The organism is Pseudomonas entomophila, from assembly GCF_029478665.1.
Lineage (GTDB): Bacteria > Pseudomonadota > Gammaproteobacteria > Pseudomonadales > Pseudomonadaceae > Aquipseudomonas > Aquipseudomonas entomophila_F.
Genome location: NZ_JARPQB010000058.1, coordinates 26,011 through 46,140, shown reverse-complemented (window position 1 = coordinate 46,140; position 20,130 = coordinate 26,011). Strand labels below are relative to the sequence as shown.

Here is a 20,130-nt window from a genome sequence, read left to right as displayed (position 1 = left end):
CAGGCGCAACGGCAGGGTATTGATGAACATGCCCAGCGCTTGTTCGGCACCCTCGCCGCCTTCCAGGCGCCCCAGCAACACAGTGCCGAACACCACGCTGTCGCGGCCACTGGCGGCGGCCAGCAGCCGTGCGTAAGCCAGGTGGAACAGGCTGGCGACGCTGATGCCCAGCTGCCGGGCCTGGCGCCGCAGGCGCGCGGCCAGGGCGTCATCCAGCCACAGCTGCGCCTCCTCGATGGCCTGGCCGTCGATCTGCACATCGCCCAGGCCGAACGGCAAGGTCGGCTCGTCGATATCGCCCAGTTGCGCGCGGAAGAACGCCTCGTGCTCGGCCTGGCTGATGCCCAGGCGCGCCTGGGCCACATAGTTGCGGTACGGCGCGCCGGGTTCGGTCGGCGCCGGCAGGCCTTGCAGGTTGTTCACCAGTTCCTGGCCGATCACCTCCAGGGCGGTGTGGTCGAGGACGATATGGTGGAACTGCAAGGTCGCCAGCAGGCCTGCCCCCTGCGGGTCCGGCCAGTGGTACAGGCGCACCAGCGGCGCCTGCGCCAGCCCCAGGGCATGGGGCACCGCCTGCGCGTCGGCCACCGCGAACAGCGCCAGCCGGGCCTCGCGCCAGACCACCTGCACCGGCTGCGGCAGGCCGTCCCACAGCACCGAGGTGCGCAGTGCGTCATGGCGGGCGATGACCTTGTCCAGCGCCTCGGCAAAGGCATTCAGCCGCTCACGGCTGGCAAAGGCCATTTGCGAGACCAGCACATAGGGGTCGTGCTCCGGCGAACTGAGGTGGTGATAGAGGATCCCCTCCTGCAACGGTGCCAGTGGGTAGATGTCCTGCACGTTGGCCGCGCCACCCGGTACCGTGGCGACGATCCGGTCGATGTCAGGCTGCTCCAGCGCCACCAAGGGCAGCATCGGCGGCGTGATATGCATGCAGTCGAGCGCAATGGCGTTGGCCGGCACCTGCACCCGACGGTTCTGGCCCAGCGTGGCCGCCAGCGCCGCCACGGTCGGCTGGCCGAACAATGTGCGCACGTCGGCCACCAGGCCCGCCTGGCGCAAGCGCGCGGTGAGGCTCACGGCCAGCAGCGAATGGCCGCCCAGTTCGAAGAAGTTGTCGTGACGCCCGACGTGTTCGACACCCAGCACTTCGGCCCAGATCGCCGCCATTGCACGCTCGGTTTCACCCTGTGGTGCGACATAGGCCTGCGCGGCCTGGAGCGATGGATCCGGCAGTGCCTTGCGGTCGAGCTTGCCGTGAGGTGTCAGCGGCAGCGCCTGCAACTGCGTGAAGGCCTGGGGTATCAGGTGCGCCGGCAGGCTGGATTGCAAGCCTTGGCGCAGCGCGTCGACATCGACCGGCGCCGCCTCGGTGAACCAGGCCAGCAGGCGTTCGTTGCGCACCAGCACCACCGCGTCTGCAACACCCGGCTGGGCCTTCAACACCGCCTCGATCTCGCCCAGTTCGACCCGCACGCCGCGAATTTTCACCTGATCGTCGTTGCGCCCCTGGTAATCCAGGGTGCCGTCGGCATTCCAGCGCACCAGGTCGCCACTGCGGTACATCCGCGCACCCGGCTCAGTGTTGAACGGGTCGGCGAGGAAGCGCTCCTCGGTCAGGTCGGGACGGTTGAGGTAGCCCCGGGCAACCTGGGCGCCACCGATATACAGCTCGCCGATAACCCCAACCGGCACCGGCTGGCGGTATTCGTCCAGCACATAGGCACGGGTGTTGGCGGTTGGCTTGCCGATATGCAGCGCAGTGCCCGGTTGCAGTGGCCCGGAAGTCGCCACCACCGTGGTTTCGGTCGGGCCATAGTTGTTGACCAGGACAAAGCCCGGGTCGCGGTCGAACTGGCGCAGGCGGTCACCGCCCACCAGCAGCGTGCGCAGGGTCGGGTGCCGGCGCTCGCGACGCAGCGCCTGCTCGGCCACCGGCGTGGGCAGGAAGCTGACTTGCAGGGGTTGTTCCAGCCACCAGTCGATCAACTCGTCCACATGCTCGCCACCAATATGAGCCGGTGGCAGGTGCAACACTGCCCCGCCGCACAGTGCCGGCCAGGCCTCCCAGGCCATGGCGTCGAAGCCGAAACCGGCGACGCTGGAGGTAGGGTTGCCCGCCCCCAGTTCAAAGGTTTCGCAGTGCCAATGCACCAGGTTGGCCAGCGTGCGGTGCTCGACCATCACGCCCTTGGGCTGGCCGGTGGAACCCGACGTGTAGATCACATAGGCCAGCTGACGGTCGTCCAGCCCCGCCACCATGGGGTTGCTGTCCGCTTCACCGCGCCAGGCCTTGCCGTCCAGCGCCACGGCCGCCACCTCGCCCACCAACGCTGTGGTCGATGACTCGACCAGCACCAGCGCCGGCCTGCTATCGCTCAGCAGGTAGGCGATACGCTCCGCCGGATACCCCGGATCGACCGGCACATAGGCGGCGCCGGCCTTGAGCGCGGCGAGCATGGCCACCAAGCGTTGCGGCCCCCGTTCAAGGCACAGCGCCACCCGGTCGCCACGCAGGACACCGCGCTTGATCAGATGATGGGCCAGGCGGTTGGCGCGCTGGTTCAGCTCGCCGTAGCTCAGCCGCTGCTCACCCTGCACCACCGCCAGCGCTTGCGGCGCCGCGCTGGCGAAGGCCTCGACCAGCGCATGCACGGTCTGCCCCTGCGGGTAGGCCTTGCCGGTGGCATTGAAGTCCTCCAGCACCCGGCGCTGCTCGGCGGCGTCAAGGATCGGCAATGCATCGACCCGGGCGCCACCGCCTTGCTCCAGGGCCTGGACCAGTTGCGTCACCGCGCCGGTCATCCAGCCCGCGACCCGCTCGGCACCGATACCGTGCTGGGCCAGCACGCTCAGGCTGAAGCCCTCGCCCAGGTCGTCCACGCTCAAGGTCAGCGGGTAGTTGCTGCGCTCTTCACCACCGAGCTGGTAGATGCCGTGGAAACTGTCGACATCGGTCGCCGCGCCTGCCGCCGTGTGGCGGTAGTTGAGCAAGGCGCTGAACAACGGCGCCGACGCCGCCACGCCGCTGCAACGCTGGGCCAGAGCCAGCGACGCATGCTCGTGGCCGAGCAAGGCCGATAGCCGCTGATGGGTGACAGCGACTGCCTCGCTGGCGCCCACCGCCGTCTCGATGCGCAGCGGCAAGGTGTTGATGAACACCCCAAGCGCCCGGTCGGCGCCCTCGCCGCCTTGCAGGCGCCCCATCAGCACGGTGCCGAACACCACGTCATGGCGCCCGGCCAGCACGCCCACCACCCGTGCCCAGGCCAGGTGCATCAGGCTCGCGGCACTGACACCGCGCTGACGCGCCTGCTCGCGCACCCGGCGCGCCAGCGCTGGGTCGAGCAGGTGCCGCGCCTCTTCGATATCGCCCCCGTCGCCCTGCACATCGGCCAGGCCCATGGGCAGGGTCGGTGCGTCGACATCACCCAGCAAGTCGCGGAAGAATGCCTCGTGCCCCGCTTCGGCGGCGCCCAGGCGCACCTGGGCCACATAGTTGCGGTAAGGTACCGGCGCCGTCAGCAGGTGCCCACGGCCGGCCAGCAGCGTCTGCATTTCGTGGACGATCACCTCCATCGCCGTGTGGTCCAGGGCCAGGTGGTGGAAATGCAGGATCGCCACCACCCGGCGCTGGGCCGGGTCCGCGGCATAGGTCAGGCGCAGCAACGGCGCGCGGGTCAGGTCCAGGCGCTGGCGGCGGGCATCGAAGTGCGCCTGCAGGCGCTCGACCACGGCGGTCTCGCCCAGCCCGGTCACCTCGTTCACCTCGAGCCTGGCCTGGCGCCAGACCACCTGCACCGGCTCGTCCAACCCGTCCCACACCACCGAAGTGCGCAGGATATCGTGGCGGTCGATCACCTGTTGCAGGACGCCGGCACACGCCTGCAGGCGTGCCAGGTCGTCGAAGGCCAGCCGCGATTGCAACAGGTAGGGGTCGCCCTGCTCGGCGCTCAAGTGGTGGTAGAGAATCCCCTCCTGCAGCGGCGCCAGCGGGTAGATTTCCTGCACGTTGGCGGCGCCGCCCTGCACCGTGGCGACAATGCGATCGATGGCCCTCTGGTCGAGGTCGATCAGGCTGAGCATGTCCGGCGTGATATGGGTGGCCCCTTCAGGTACCCGGTTGGCCGGCACCTCGACCTCGCGACCACTGCCCACGGCGGCGGCCAACGCGGCCAGGGTCGGTTGGGCGAACAGCACGCGCACGTCGGCCGTGAGCCCGGCCTTGCGCATGCGCTCGATCAGGCTCACCGCCAGCAGCGAATGGCCGCCCAGCTCGAAGAAGTGATCGTGGCGCCCGACCCGCTCGACCTTGAGCAGCTCGGCCCAGATCGCCGCCAGGGTGGTTTCCACCTCGCCCTGTGGTGCCTCGAAGGCGCGACTGACCACGGACGCGCTATCGGGTTGCGGCAAGGCGCGGCGGTCGAGCTTGCCGTTGGCGGTCAGTGGCAGTGCCTCCAGTTGCACATAGGCCGACGGCAGCATGTAGTCCGGCAGCTGGCCTTGCAGTTGCTGGTGCAGCTCGGCGATCGCCTGCTGGCCGGTGAAATAGGCCACCAGGCGCTTGTCGCCCGGGCTGTCCTCGCGCAGCACCACGGCCACGTCACGCACACCCGCGCACGCCGCCAGGCGCGCCTCGATCTCGCCCAGTTCGATCCGGAAGCCACGCAGCTTGACCTGCTGGTCGGCGCGCCCCAGATAGCGCAGGGTGCCGTCGGCCTGCCAGCAGGCCAGGTCGCCGCTGCGGTACATGGTCCCGCCGTGGAACGGGTCGGCCAGGAAGCGCTCGGCGGTCAGCTCGGGCTGGCCCAGGTAGCCCAGGGCCACGCCGTCGCCGGCAATGTACAGCTCGCCCACCGCGCCCACCGGTAGCAATTGCCGACGGGCATCGAGCACATAGCAGCGGGCGTTGCCGATTGGTTTGCCGATGGGAATGCTGCCCTCGCCCACGCTGACGATCTCGTGGGTGGTGCTGAAGGTGGTGGCCTCGGTCGGGCCGTAGCCGTTGAGCAGGTGTTGCGGCGCGCCGTCACGCAGCACGCGGGCAATCACTGCCGGGTCCAATACATCGCCGCCGACCATCAGGTAACGCAGCGTACGGAATGCCGGCAGCAGGTCGTCGGCGAACTGGTGGAACAGCCCGGCGGTCAGCCACAGCACGGTCACGCCCTGGGCCAACAGTTCGTCGCCGAGGGCCTGGCGCGACAACACCTGGTCCTGGTCGATCACCACCACCGCGCCGCCGTTGAGCAGCGGCGCCCAGACTTCCAGGGTGCTGGCGTCGAACGCCGGGTTGGAAGCAAACGCCACCCGGTCCTGACTGTTGAAATCGGCAAAACCGTTGTTGATGGCCAGGCGCACGATGGCCCGGTGTGGCACCTGCACCCCTTTCGGCGTGCCAGTGGAACCGGAGGTGTACATGATGTACGCGGCGCTGCCGGCGTCCACCGCCAGGTTCAGGGGCTCGCTGGCGTAGCGGCCCAGGTCGAGCCGGTCCAGCTCGACCCGGCGTGCGCCCTCGATTTGCGGCTGATCGTTATGGGTCAGCAACACCACGGCCTGGCTGTCCGCGACCATGAACGCCTGGCGTTCGACCGGTGCATTACCGTCCAGCGGCACGAACACCGCCGCGCATTTGCTCACGGCCAGCTGGGCCGCCAGCAGGTCGAAAGACCGTGGCAGCAGCAAGGCCACCCGGTCACCCGCCTGCACGCCCAGCTCCAGCAGATAGCCCGCCAGTCGATTGGCGTGCTGGTCAAGCGCACGATAGTTCCAGTGGCACTCACCATGGATGACGGCCAGCGCCTCGGGGCTCAATTCGGCGTGCGCCTCGAACAACGCATGCACAGCCCTGTCGCGCGGGTAGTCGCGTCGGGTGTGGTTGAACTGGCGCAACACCCGCTCGCGCTCGGCCGCAGGCAACGCGACCAGGTTGTGCAGAGGCGTCACCGGCGCGTCTTCCAATGCCTGGGCCAACTGTGCCAGGGCGGCCAGCAGCAATTGGCAGACCAACGTGCCATCCACTTGCGCCACGGCCTGCACAGTCAGGGAGAAGCCGCTGCCCAGGTCGTCGACACTGACCACCAGTGGGTAGTTGGTGCGCTCATGGGCGGTCAGCAGTTCGATGCCCACCCAGGCGTCATGCTGCTCGGTACTGGTGGCAGCGCTGCTGTGGCGATAGTTCAACAGGCTGGTGAACAGCGCCTGCGAGGCCGGCACACCGCTGCAGCGCTGGGCCAATGCCAGCGACGCCTGCTCATGGGTCAGCAACTGCGCCAGGCGCTGGTGGGTCAGGCGCACGCCGTCGGCCACGCTGGCGGCATTGACGCTGACCCGCAGCGGCAAGGTGTTGATGAACATGCCCAGGGCCTGCTCGGCCCCTTCGCCGCCTTCAAGACGGCCCAGCAGCACGGTGCCGAACACCACCTCTTCGCGGCCGGACAACTGCGCCAGCACCTGGCCCCAGGCCTGGTGCACCAGGCTGGCGACGCTGATCCCCAGTACCCTGGCCTGGGTGCGCAAGCGTTGTGCCAGGGTGATATCGAGCACGTGGTGATGGTCGTGCACCTGGCCGCCATCGCCACGCACATCGCGCAGGCCGAACACCTGCGTCGGCTCGTCGATATCGCCCAGCAGTGTCCGGAACAGCGTTTCCTGCGCTGGAATATCGGCGCCCAGGCAGGCCTGGGCCACGTAGTTGCGGTACGGCACGCCCGGTTCGGCCGGTACCGGCGCCCCTTGCAGGTAGCCTGTCAGTTCGCGCCCGATCACCTCCATCGCCACATGGTCGAGGACGATATGGTGGAGCCTTATTGCCGCCAGCAGGCCTGGCCCGTTCGGGTCCTGCCAGTGGTACAGGCGCACCAGCGGTGCCTGCGCCAGCGGCAAGCCATGCGCCACCGCAGCCTCGTCGGCCACCTCGAACACCGCCAGCGCGGTGCGCCGCCAGACTACCTGCACGGCCTGGGGCAGGCCCTCCCAGAGTACCGAGGTACGCAGCACATCGTGCCGGCCAATGACCTTGTTCAGGGCATCGACGAAGGCCTCCAGCCGCTCGCGGCTGGCAAAGGCCATGCGCGAGCCGAGCACATAGGGGTCGTGCTCCGGCGCGCTGAGGTGGTGGTAGAGGATGCCTTCCTGCAACGGCGCCAGCGGGTAGATGTCCTGCACGTTGGACGCGCCGCCCGGTACCGTGGCGACGATGCGGTCGATGGCGGTCTGCTCCAGCGCTACCAAAGGCAGCATGTCCGGCGTGATGTAGGTGCAATCGGTCGGGATCAGATTCGCTGGCACCTGCACCTGGCGGCTGTGGCCCAGGGTAGCCGCCAATGCTGCCACCGTCGGCTGGCCGAACAGCGTGCGCACGTCGGCTTGCAGGCCGGCCTGGCGCAGGCGTGCGGTCAGGCTCACGGCCAGCAGCGAATGGCCGCCCAGCTCGAAGAAGTTGTCGTGCCGACCGACTTGCTCGACACCCAGCAATTGCGCCCAGATATCGGCCAGCAGCCGCTCGGTCTCACCCTGCGGCGCTGCGTACTCGCGCCCCTGCACGTCCGGCACCGGCAACGCCTTGCGATCGGGCTTGCCGTTGGGGGTCAACGGCATCGCATCGAGGTGAATGAACAGCGCCGGCACCATGTATTCCGGCAACTGCGCCAGCAACAACGTACGCAGGTGATCGGCGGCTTGTGGCTCACCGGTGTGGTACGCCACCAGGCGCGGGCCGCTGTGCGGATGCTCGTGCACCAGCACCAGCGCCTCACGCACACCCACGATCCGGTTCAGGCAGGTCTCGATCTCGCCCGGCTCGATGCGCAGGCCGCGTAGCTTGATCTGGTGGTCGGTGCGGCCGAGGAACTCCAGCACACCGTCGTGGCGCTGGCGCACCAGGTCGCCGCTGCGGTACAGGCGATCACCTGCCAGGAACGGGCTGGCGATGAAGCGCTCGGCCTGTTGCTCCGCCAAGCCGAGGTAACCACGTGTCACCCCGGTACCGCCGATGTGCAACTGACCGGCCACACCGAATGGCACCGGTTGGTCATGGGCATCCAGCACGTACAGCCGCGTATTGTCGATCGGACGACCAATCGGCAGCGCACCGCGCGGCAGCGGATCCTGTGGTTCCAGGGTCCAGGCACTGCAATCCACCGTGGCTTCGGTCGGGCCGTAGACGTTGTGCAAGCGCGCCTGCGGCAGGCGCTCACGCACCTGACGGGCCAGTGCCTCGGTCAGTTCGCCGCCACCGCAGACGATATCGGTGAGGGAAGCACAACGCGCGCTGCCCGCCTGCTCGAGGAACTGTTGCAACAACGCCGGCACGAACTGCACCACACTGATCCGCTGCTGCTCGATCAGCTCGACCAGGTACTGCGGATCGCGCTGGCCATCCGGGCGTGCCAGCACCAGGCGCAGCCCGCTGCACAGCGGCCAGAACAACTCCCACACCGAGGCGTCGAAGCTCACCGGGGTCTTGTGCAGTACTGCCCCTTGGACCGGGAACAGCCCAGCGCTCCAGTGCACCAGGTTGACCACGTTGCGGTGCTCGACCATCACGCCCTTGGGCACGCCGGTGGAGCCAGAGGTGTAGATCACGTAGGCCAGGTGATCCGAAGTCAGGCCTGGTACCTGCGGGTTGCTGGCCGGCAGCGCCGCCCAGGTCGGTTGATCAAGGTCCACCAGCGTCGTCGGCGAACCCACCAGGGTACGGGTAGCGCCTTGTACCAGCACCGCCCGTGGCTGGCTGTCGCCGAGCATGTGGCTGATGCGCTCGGCCGGGTAGTCCGGATCGACCGGCACATAGGCGCCACCCGCCTTGAGAATGGCCAGCAGCCCAACCACCAGCGACAGGCCACGCTCGACACAGATTGCCACGCGATCATCGGGTTTGACCCCGAGTGCGATCAGGTGATGGGCAAGGCGGTTGGCCTGTTCGCTGAGCTGGCGATAGCTCAGTTGCGCACCATCCGCCTGCACGGCAATCGCTTCAGGCTGGCGCTCGGCCTGCCGTTCAAACAGCACATGCAGGGGCTGCGTCAAATCGTGGTCACGCTCGGTCGCGTTGCACGCCTGAAGCAGATGCTCACGCTCCTCGGGCAACAGCACCGGCACTTGCAGCAGCGCTTGCCGGGGTTGCACATCCAGGCCTTCGGCCAAGGCCAGCAGCACCTGCCGCAGTTGCGCGCAGATCCGCGCGGCGCCCACCGACGCCGGGGCCATGGCCACCAGGCGCAGCCTTTCACCCATGTCGTCCACGCTCAGGCTCAGCGGGTAGTTGCTGCGCTCCTGGCCATCGAGGAACTCGACCCCCTCCCATTCCAGGCGCCGCGCCTCGTCCACTTCACTGCCGTGGCGGTAGTTGAGCATGGCGCTGAACAACGGTGCCGGCGCGGCCACGCCACTGCAGCGCTGGGCCAGGGCCAGCGAGGCGTGCTCGTGCACCAGCAGCGCACTGAGGCGTTGCTGGGTCTGGCGCACGGCCTCTTCGAGCGTCAGCCCTGCCAGGTCCAGGCGCAGCGGCAAGGTGTTGATGAACATGCCCAGGGCGCGCTCGGCGCCCTCGCCCGCTTCCAGGCGCCCCAGCAGCACGGTGCCGAACACCACGCGGTCGGTGCCGCTGACCGCGGCCAGCAAGCGTGCATAGGCCAGGTGGAACAGGCTGGCGACGCTGATGCCCAGGCGCCGCGCCTGGTGCCGCAGTTGCGCGGCCAGGGCGTCATCCAGCCACAGCTGCGCCTCCTCGATACCCAGGCCGTCACCTTGCACGTCACCCAGGCCGAACGGCAGGGTCGGCTCGTCGATATCGCCCAGTTGCGCGCGGAAGAACGCCTCGTGCTCGGCCTGGCTGACGCCCAGGCGCGCCTGGGCCACGTAGTTGCGATACGGCACGGGCGCCTGGAGCGGTGTGCCAGCCCCTTGCAAGTAGCCCAGCAGCTCCTGGCCGATCACCTCCAATGCGGTGTGGTCGAGGACGATATGGTGGAACTGCAACAGCGCTTCGATGCGCTGATTGCCCGTCGCCGGGCCATGGAGCAGGCGAATCAGCGGTGCCTGCCCGATGTCGAGGGACTGCGCGCTCTGCGCGTCGAGCGGCGCGACCTGCAACGCGGCCTCGCGCCAGACCACCTGTACCGGCTGCGGCAAGCCATCCCACAGCACCGAGGTGCGTAGCACGTCATGGCGGGCGATGGCTTGGCGCAGCGCATCGGCAAATACATGCAGGCGCGCCGGGCTGTCGAAGGCAATGCGCGATTGCAGCACGTAGGGGTCGTGTTCCGGCGAACTGAGGTGGTGGTAGAGAATCCCCTCCTGCAACGGCGCCAGTGGGTAGATGTCCTGCACGTTGGCCGCGCCGCCCGGCACCGTGGCAACGATCCGCTCGATATCGGATTGCTCCAGCGTCACCAAGGGCAGCAGGTCTGGCGTGATATGCGTGCAGCCGGCCGGGATCAGGTTGGCCGGGACCTGCACCTGACGGCTTTGACCCAACGTGGCGGCCAGTGCGGCCACGGTCGGCTGGCCGAACAAGGTGCGCACATCGGCGTCCACGCCTGCCTGACGCAAGCGCGCGGTGAGGCTCACGGCCAACAGCGAATGGCCGCCCAGTTCGAAGAAGTTGTCGTGACGGCCGACGTGTTCGACACCCAGCACTTCGGCCCAGATCGCCGCCATCGCCACCTCGGTCTCGCCCTGTGGCGCGACATAGGCTTGTGGCGCCTGGAGCAACGGCTGTGGCAGTGCCTTGCGGTCGAGCTTGCCGTGAGGCGTCAACGGCATGGCCTCCAGGCGCGTGAAAGCCTGAGGCACCAGGTGCGCCGGCAGGCAGGATTGCAGGCCCTGGCGCAAGGCGTCGACATCGACCGTTGCCGCCTCGGTGAACCAGGCCAGCAGGCGCTCATCGCGTACCAGCACCACGGCGTCGACAACGCCCGCTTGGGCCTTCAGCGCCGCTTCGATCTCACCCAATTCCACCCGCACACCGCGAACCTTCACCTGGTCGTCGTTGCGCCCTTGGTAATCCAGGGTGCCATCGGCATTCCAGCGCACCAGGTCGCCGCTGCGGTACATCCGCGCCCCCGGTTCACCACTGAACGGGTCGGCGAGGAAGCGCTCCTCGGTCAGGTCGGGACGGTTGAAGTAGCCTCGGGCAACCTGGGCGCCCCCAATGTACAGTTCGCCGATCACCCCCACCGGCACCGGCTGGCGATGCGCATCCAGCACATAGGCCCGCAGGTTGGCGATGGGGTTGCCGATATGCAGCGCGCCGCCTGGAAGCAACGTACCGGCTGTCGCCACCACCGTGGTCTCGGTCGGGCCATAGTTGTTGACCAGGGCAAAGCCCGGGTCACGGTCAAACTGGCGCAGGCGGTCGCCACCCACCAGCAGTGTTTGCAAGGTCGGGTGCTGGCGCTCGCGGCGCAGCGCCTGCTCGGCCACCGGCGTCGGCAGGAAACTGACCTGCAGGGGTTGCGCCAGCCACCAGTCGAGCAACTCGTCCACGTGCTCACCGGCAATATGAGCCGGTGGCAGGTGCAGCACTGCTCCGCCGCACAGTGCCGGCCAGGCTTCGAAAGCCATGGCGTCGAAGCCGAAACCGGCGACGCTGGAGGTATGGCTGCCCGCCTGCAAGGCAAAGGCTTCGCGGTGCCAGTGCAACAGGTTGGCGAGGGTGTGGTGCTCGACCATCACGCCCTTGGGCTGGCCGGTGGAGCCCGAGGTGTAGATCACATAGGCCAACTGATGGTCGTCCAGCCCCGCCACGACGGGGTTGCTGTCGCGCTCATCGAGCCAGGCGCCGTCATCCAGGTTGACGGCCGGGACCTCGCCGACCAACGCTGCGGTGGGCGACTCGACCAATACCAGCGCCGGCCTGCTATCGCTCAGCAGGTAGGCGATACGCTCGGCCGGATACCCCGGATCGACCGGCACATAGGCGGCTCCGGCCTTGAGCGCGGCGAGCATGGCCACAAGTCGTTGCGGACCCCGTTCAAGGCATAGCGCCACCCGGTCGCCACAGGCGACGCCGTGCTCGATCAGATAATGGGCCAGGCGGTTGGCGCGCAGGTTCAGCTCGCCGTAGCTCAGCCGCCGCTCGCCCTGCACCACCGCCAGCGCCTCGGGCGCCGACGTGGCACATGCCTCGACCAGCGCGTGCACGGTCTGCCCCTGGGGATAGGCCTTGGCGGTGGCGTTGAAGTCCACCAGTACCTGGCGCAATGCCTGGTCATCGAGCATCGGCACCCGGTCGAGCGCCTGCCCTGGGGCATACTCCAGTGCCTGTAACAGCTGGGCCAGCACATTGACCATCCCGTTCGCGACCAGGGCGGCATCGATGCCTTCGACGGCCAGCACGCTCAGGCCGAAGCCTTCGCCCAGGTCGTCCACGCTCAAGGTCAGCGGGTAGTTGCTGCGCTCCTCGCCGCCCAGCAGACGCACGCCCTGCCAGATACCCTCGCCGTCGCGGGCGACGTCCCCTGCGCTGTGGCGATAGTTGAGCAAGGCGCTGAACAGCGGCGCCGAGGCCGCCACGCCGCTGCAACGCTGGGCCAGCGCCAACGGTGCGTGTTCATGGCCGAGCAGCGCCGACAGGCGCTGGTGAGTGGCCTGCAAGGCCTGCTCCAGCGGTTGCGAGGTCTCCACCCGCAACGGCAAGGTATTGATGAACATGCCCAGCGCCCGGTCGGCGCCTTCGCCGCCCTGCAGGCGGCCCATCAGCACGGTGCCGAACACCACGTCATGGCGACCGGCCAACACGCCCACCACGCGGGCCCAGGCCAGGTGCACCAGGCTGGCGGCGCTGACCCCACGTGCCCGGGCTTGCGCGCGCAGCGCCATGGCCAACTTGGGCTCCAGGGTCAAGCCGGCGTGTTCGATGCGACCGCCGTCGCCCTGCACATCGGCCAGGCCGAACGGCAGGGTCGGCTCGTCGATATCGCCAAGCTGCTCACGGAAGAACGCCTCATGGCTGGCCGCGTCATCAGCGAGGCACACCTGGGCGACGTAGTTGCGATACGGCACCGCGGCCGGCAAGGTCGCGCCCCGGCCATCGAGCAGTGCCTGCATTTCCTCACCGACCACGGCCATGGCCGCGTGGTCCAGGGTCAGGTGGTGGAACTGCAGGATCGCCACCCATTCGCCGTGGCGTGGATCCTCGGCATAGACCAGCCGCAACAGCGGTGCCTGCGACAGGTCCAGGCGCTGCTGGCGGGCATCGAAGCGCGCTTGCAGCTGCTCGATCACTGCTTCCTCACCCAACCCGCTGACCGCGACAGTCTCCAGCCGGGCCTCGCGCCAGACCACCTGCACTGGCTGCGCCAGCCCCTCCCAGACCACCGACGTGCGCAGGATGTCATGCCGCGCGACCACCTGTTGCAAAGCCTGCGCCCAGGTTTGCAGACGCGCCAGGCTGTCGAAGGCCAGCCGTGACTGGAGCAGGTACGGGTCGCCCTGCTCGGCGCTCAGGTGGTGGTAGAGAATCCCTTCCTGCAACGGCGCCAGTGGGTAGATTTCTTGCACGTTGGCGGCGCCGCCAGGCACCGTGGCGACAATGCGGTCGATACTGGCCTGGTCGAGGTCGATCAGGCTGAGCATGTCCGGGGTGATGTGGGTCGCGCCCACTGGCACGCGGTTGGCCGGCACCTCGACCTCCCGACCACTGCCCACGGCGGCAGCCAGCGCGGCCAGGGTCGGCTGGGCAAACAGCACGCGCACGTCGGCCGTGAGCCCGGCTTTGCGCATACGCTCGATCAGGCTCACCGCCAGCAGCGAATGGCCGCCCAGCTCGAAGAAGTGATCGCGGCGCCCGACCCGCTCGACCTTGAGCAGCTCGGCCCAGATCGCCGCCAGGGTGGTTTCCACCTCGCCCTGTGGTGCCTCGAAGGCGCGGCTGACCACGGACGCGCTATCGGGTTGCGGCAAGGCGCGGCGGTCGAGCTTGCCGTTGGCGGTCAGTGGCAGCGCCTCCAGTTGTACATAGGCCGACGGCAGCATGTAGTCCGGCAGCTGGCCTTGCAGCTGCTGGTGCAGCTCGGCGATTGCTTCATGGCCGGTGAAATAAGCCACCAGGCGCTTGTCGCCCGGGCTGTCCTCGCGCAGCACCACGGCCACGTCGCGCACACCCGCGCACGCCGCCAGGCGCGCCTCGATCTCGCCCAGTTCGATCCGGAAGCCACGCAGCTTGACCTGCTGGTCGGCGCGCCCCAGATAGCGCAAGGTGCCGTCGGCCTGCCAGCAGGCCAGGTCGCCACTGCGGTACATGGTCCCGCCGTGGAACGGGTCGGCCAGGAAGCGCTCGGCGGTCAGCTCGGGCTGGCCCAGGTAGCCCAGGGCCACGCCGTCGCCGGCGATGTACAACTCGCCCACCGCGCCTACCGGCAGCAATTGCCGACGGGCATCGAGCACATAGCAGCGGGCGTTGCCGATCGGCTTGCCGATGGGGATGCTGCCCTCGCCCACGCTGACGATCTCGTGGGTGGTGCTGAAGGTGGTGGCCTCGGTCGGGCCGTAGCCGTTGAGCAGGTGTTGCGGCGCGCCATCACGCAGCACGCGGGCAATCACTGCCGGGTCCAATACATCGCCGCCGACCATCAGGTAACGCAGCGTACGGAATGCCGGCAGCAGGTCGTCGGCGAACTGGTGGAACAGTCCGGCGGTCATCCACAGCACGGTCACGCCTTGGGCCAACAGTGCGTCGCCGAGGGCCTGGCGCGACAGCACCTGGTCCTGGTCGATCACCACCACCGCGCTGCCGTTGAGCAGCGGTGCCCAGACTTCCAGGGTGCTGGCGTCGAACGCCGGGTTGGAAGCAAACGCCACCCGGTCCTGACTGTTGAAATCGGCAAAACCGTTGTTGATGGCCAACCGCACGATGGCCCGGTGCGGCACCTGCACGCCCTTCGGTGTGCCGGTGGAGCCGGAGGTGTACATGATGTACGCGGCGCTGCCGGCGTCCACCGCCAGGTTCAGGGGTTCGCTCGCATAACGATCCAGATCGAGACCATCCAGTTCTACCCGACGTGCGCCCTCCACCAAAGGCTGGTCGGCGTGGGTCAGCAACACCACCGCCTGGCTGTCCGCGACCATGAACGCCTGGCGTTCAACCGGGGCGTTGCCGTCCAGCGGCACGAACACCGCCGCGCATTTGCTCACGGCCAGCTGGGCCGCCAGCAGGTCGAAAGACCGCGGCAGCAGCAAGGCCACCCGGTCGCCGGGTTGCACGCCACCTTCGACCAGAGAACGGGCCAGGCGATTGGCCTGGACGTCAAGCTGGGCATAGCTCCAGCGCTGCTGCCCATGCACTGCCGCCAACGCCTGCGGCGTGCGCAGGGCATGGTCTTCGAACAACCGGTGCAGCGGTTGGCCACGAGGATAGTCACGTACCGTGGCATTGAACTGATGCAGCAGGCGATCACGTTCGGCTGCCGGTACGCCATGCAGGCTGTGCAAGGCGCTCGAAGGCGCCTGTTCAAGCGCCGTGACCACCTGTTCGAGGGCCAGGTGCAGCAACTGGCAGACTTGGTCACCCGCCACCGGCGCCACCGCCTGAACCGTCAAGCGCAAATCACTGCCGAAGTCATCGACGCTGACCACCAAGGGGTAGTTGCTGCGCTCCTGCGCCTCCAGCAACTCGATGCCTTGCCATACCGGCCCCTGGGTCGACTGCCCCGCGCTGTGGCGATAGTTCAGCAGGCTGGTGAACAGCGCTTGCGAAGCCGGCACGCCACTGCAGCGCTGGGCCAACGCCAACGACGCCTGCTCATGGGCCAGCAGGTGCGCCAGCCGTTCATGGGTCAGGCGCACGCCATCGGCCACGCCGCCGGCACCGACACTGACCCGCAGCGGCAAGGTGTTGATGAACATGCCCAGCGCCCGGTCGGCGCCCTCGCCGCCTTGCAGGCGACCGAGCAACACGGTGCCGAACACCACCTCTTCGCGGCCGGACAGTTGCGCCAGCACCTGGCCCCAGGCCTGGTGCGCCAGGCTGGCGACACTGACACCCAGCGCCCTGGCCTGCTCGCGCAGGCGGGCGGCCAGCGTCGATGCCACAGGCAGGCGGCTGTCGCTCACCGGCTGGTTGCCGACCGTGGCCTCACGCAGGCCATACACTTCGGTCGGTTCGTCGATATCCCCCAGCAGCTCGCCAAACAGGGCTTCATCACCCTCACGGTCCGCGCCCAGTCGCGCCTGGGCCACGTAGTTGCGGTAGGCAATGCTCGGTGGCAAGTCGTCCCGGCCCTGCAGCAGGGCCCCGACCTCGGCCACCAGCTGCTCCACGGCCGTGTGGTCGAGCAGGATGTGGTGCAGCAGCAAGGTAGCCTCCAACCAGCCGCCCTCGACACGACTGCTCAAGCGCATCAATGGCGCGCGCCCCAGATCCAGGCGTGGCACCTCCAGCGCAGCCGTCAGCTGCAGCGGCGCCTCGCGCCAGACCACCTGCACGGCTTCCTCCAGGCCCTGCCAGTGCACGCTGGTGCGCAGGATGTCATGGCGGGCGATGACCCGGTTCAACGCCACCACAAATGCATCCAGCGCGGCCTGCCCGGCGAAGGCCAGGCGCGCCTGCACCACGTAGGGGTCGGCGCCTTCGCTGGCCAGGTGGTGGTAGAGGATGCCCTGTTGCAGCGGGGCCAGGCCGTAGATGTCCTGGACATTGGCCACACCACCAGGGATGCGCATCAGCAGCGTATCGATGGCGTTCTGGTCGAGGCTGGCCAGGGGCAGCATGGCCGGGGTGATGCGTGCGCAGTTCGCGGGGATGAGGTTGTCCGGCACCGTGACCGGCGCCTGCCCGCCCACGGCGGCGGCCAGCGTTGCCACGGTGGGCCGGCCGAACAGGACGCGCACATCGGCATTCAACGCCTGCTGGCGCATGCGCTCCACCAGCCGCACCGCCAGCAGCGAATGCCCACCCAGCTCGAAGAAATTGTCATGCCGCCCTATGCGCTCCACACCCAGCAGGTCCGACCAGATGGCCGCCAGCCGTTGTTCGGCCTCGCCCACGGGCGCTTCGTACTGTCGCGTTTGCGCCTCCGGTGCCGGCAATGCCTTGCGATCGAGCTTGCCGTTGGGGGACAGCGGCATGGCGTCGAGATGCATGTACAGCGCGGGCACCATGTACTCCGGCACGTGCTCCAGCAGTGCGTCACGCAGGTGTTCGGCGGGGTGCTCCACACCACAGTAGTAGGCCACCAGGCGCGGGCCGCTGTACGGATGCTCGTGCACCAGCACCAGCGCTTCGCGCACACCCGCGACAGCATTCAGGGCCATCTCGATCTCGCCAGGTTCGATACGCAGGCCGTGCAGTTTGATCTGCTGGTCGGTGCGGCCAAGGAACTCGAGGACACCGTCCTCGCGCTGGCGCACCAGGTCGCCACTGCGGTACAGGCGTTCGCCCTTGACGAACGGGCTGGCGATGAAGCGCTCGGCCTGCTGCTCCGGCAAACCAAGGTAACCGCGCGTCACCCCGCCCCCCCCAATATGCAGGTGCCCGGCGACGCCCCAGGGCAATGGCTGGTCGGCACTGTCCAGCACGTACAGCCGGGTGTTGTCGATCGGCCGACCGATCGGCAGCGGGCCTGGTGGCAGCGGATCCCGTGGTTCCAAGGTCCACACGCTGCAATCCACCGTGGTTTCGGTCGGCCCGTAGACGTTGTGCAAGCGCGCCTGCGGCAGACGCTCGCGCACCAGGCGGGCCAGCGCCTCGGTCAGCTCGCCACCACCACAGACGATATCGGTGAGGGAAGCGCAACGCTCACTGCCCGCCTGTTCGAGGAATTGCTGCAGCAGCGCCGGCACGAACTGCACCACGCTGACCTGCTGCTGTTCGATCAACTCGACCAGGTACTGCGGATCGCGCTGCCCCTCCGGGCGCGCCAGCACCAGGCGCAGCCCACTGCACAGCGGCCAGAACAACTCCCACACCGAAGCGTCGAAGCTCACCGGGGTCTTGTGCAGTACCGTGCCTGCGGCCGGGAACAACCCGGCGCTCCAGTGCACCAGGTTGGCCACGTTGCGGTGCTCCACCATCACGCCCTTGGGCACGCCGGTGGAACCAGAGGTGTAGATCACATAGGCCAGGTGGCGCGGTGTCAGTTCAGGCACCAGGGGATTGCGCCCAGGCAATGCGCCCCAGGTCGGCTGGTCGAGGTCGACCCTTGGTACCTCGGCGGTCCCTGGAACAGCACGCGTGGCAGTGTGCACCAGCACCGCGACCGGCGCGCTGTCGCCCAGCATGTGGCGGATGCGTTCGCCCGGATAGGCCGGGTCGACCGGCACATAGGCGCCACCGGCCTTGAGGATGGCCAGCAAACCGACAAGCAAGGACGGCCCGCGCTCGACGCAGATCGCCACGCGGTCGTCCACCTTCACGCCCAGCCCGATCAGGTGGTGGGCCAGGCGGTTGGCCTGCTCGTTGAGCTGGCCATAGGTCAGTTGCCCGTCTTCGGCCTGGACCGCGATGGCCTGCGGCTGCGCCTGCGCCCGGTGCTCGAACAACGCGTGCAGCGGCAGGTCCAGGTCATGGGCCACCGCCGTGGCGTTGCAGTCCGCCACCAGGTGCTGGCGCTCCCCCGGTGTCAGCACCGGCAAGCGCAGCAAGGGCAAGTCCGGCTCGCCTTCGAGCGCCTCGACCAGGCTTTCGAAGACCTGCTCCAGCTGCTCGCACAGGCGCTCGGCGCCCCAGGCGGCAAGCGCCTGGACGGTCAGGCGCAAGTCCTCCCCAAGATCATCGACCGCCAGGCTCAACGGGTAGTTGGTCCGCTCCTCGGCACCGACCACATCGATCCCCGGCGCCACCGCGATCACCTCGGCGGCATCGCCCGCGGCGCTGTGCCGGTAGTTGACCATGCTATTGAACAACGGCGTCGGCGCGACCACGCCGCTGCAACGCTGCGCCAAGGCCAGCGGCGCCTGCTCGTGGCCCAGCAGGGCGGTGAGCACGCGATGGGTGGCCAGCAACCCCTCGCGCACGCCCTGCCCGCCCAGGTCGACGCGCAACGGCAAGGTATTGATGAACATCCCCAGCGCCTGCTCGCTGCCCTCGCCGGCCGCCATGCGCCCGAGCAGCACGCTGCCGAACACCACCGACTCACGCCCGGACAGTGCCCCAAGCAGACGTGCCAGGCCAAGGTGCATGACACTGGCCGGGCTCACCCCCAGAAGACGTGCTTGGGTACGCAGACGGAGGCAGAGCGCGGGCGCCAAGGTCAGCCGTGCCTCTTCCACCGGCTGGTTGCCCACTTCGTGTGCAGCGAAAGCCAGGGTCGGCTCATCGATGTCCGCCAGCATCGTCCGGAAGAACGCTTCATGGGCCTGTTCATCACGGGCCAGGCGGGTCCGGGCCAGCAGGTCGCGGAACGGCACGGGGGCCGGCAACTGCTCGCCTCCGCCGGCCAGGCAGGCCTGGATCTCCCGGCGCACGATATCCAGCCCGGTGTGGTCCATCACCGTGTGGTGGAACAGCAACAGCGCCACCACCTGCCCGCCCTGCTCGACCGCGTGCACCAGCCGCAATAGCGGCGCCTGGCCCAAGTTCATGCGGTAGTGGCGGGCGTCATGACGTGCACGCAGTTGGGCCAGTGCGTCCCCCTGCGCCTCGAAGCCGATCCGTTCGCTACTGAGCGGCGCCCGGCGCCAGACCACCTGCAACGGCTCGTCCAGGCGTTCCCAGACCAATGCCGTGCGCAGGATGTCATGCCGCTGGATCACCCAGTCCAGCGCCTCGGCGAACGCCTCCAGATGTGCTTCGCTGGCCAGGCGCAACTGCGCCTGCAGGATGTACGGGTCGCCGTCGTGGCTGGCCAGATGGTGGTACAGCATGCCCTCCTGCAAGGGGGCCAGGGGATAGATGTCCTGCACGTTGGCCGCCCCGCCAGGCACCGTGGCGACGATGCGGTCGATGGCGGCCTGGTCGAGGTCGACCAGCGGCAACATGGCCGGGGTGATGCGCAGCGCCGGGCTCAGCCAATCGTTGCCCTGATCGGCGAGCATCTCCAGCAAAGCCTGCTTGTGCGCCGCCAGGGCATCCCACAGGGCGTCGTCGAGGGCATCGTCATCGCCGTCGACGATCAGGTCGGCCTCCTCGCGCTGAAGCCTGATCGCACGGGTAGAGAGCGTTGCCATGAGTTCGCTGAAGAGCAT

General features: G+C 68.4%; 1 protein-coding gene (only partly in view). It reads right to left on the bottom strand.

All coding sequences use genetic code 11. The features are described 5' to 3' along the window. Positions 1 to 20,130, bottom strand: the 5' portion of a protein-coding gene (locus P5705_RS23065) for a non-ribosomal peptide synthase/polyketide synthase (RefSeq protein WP_277463180.1). The gene continues 5,358 nt to the left of window position 1, outside the view; only the first 20,130 of its 25,488 coding nucleotides appear in the window; the start codon lies at positions 20,128 to 20,130; the stop codon falls past the left edge of the window.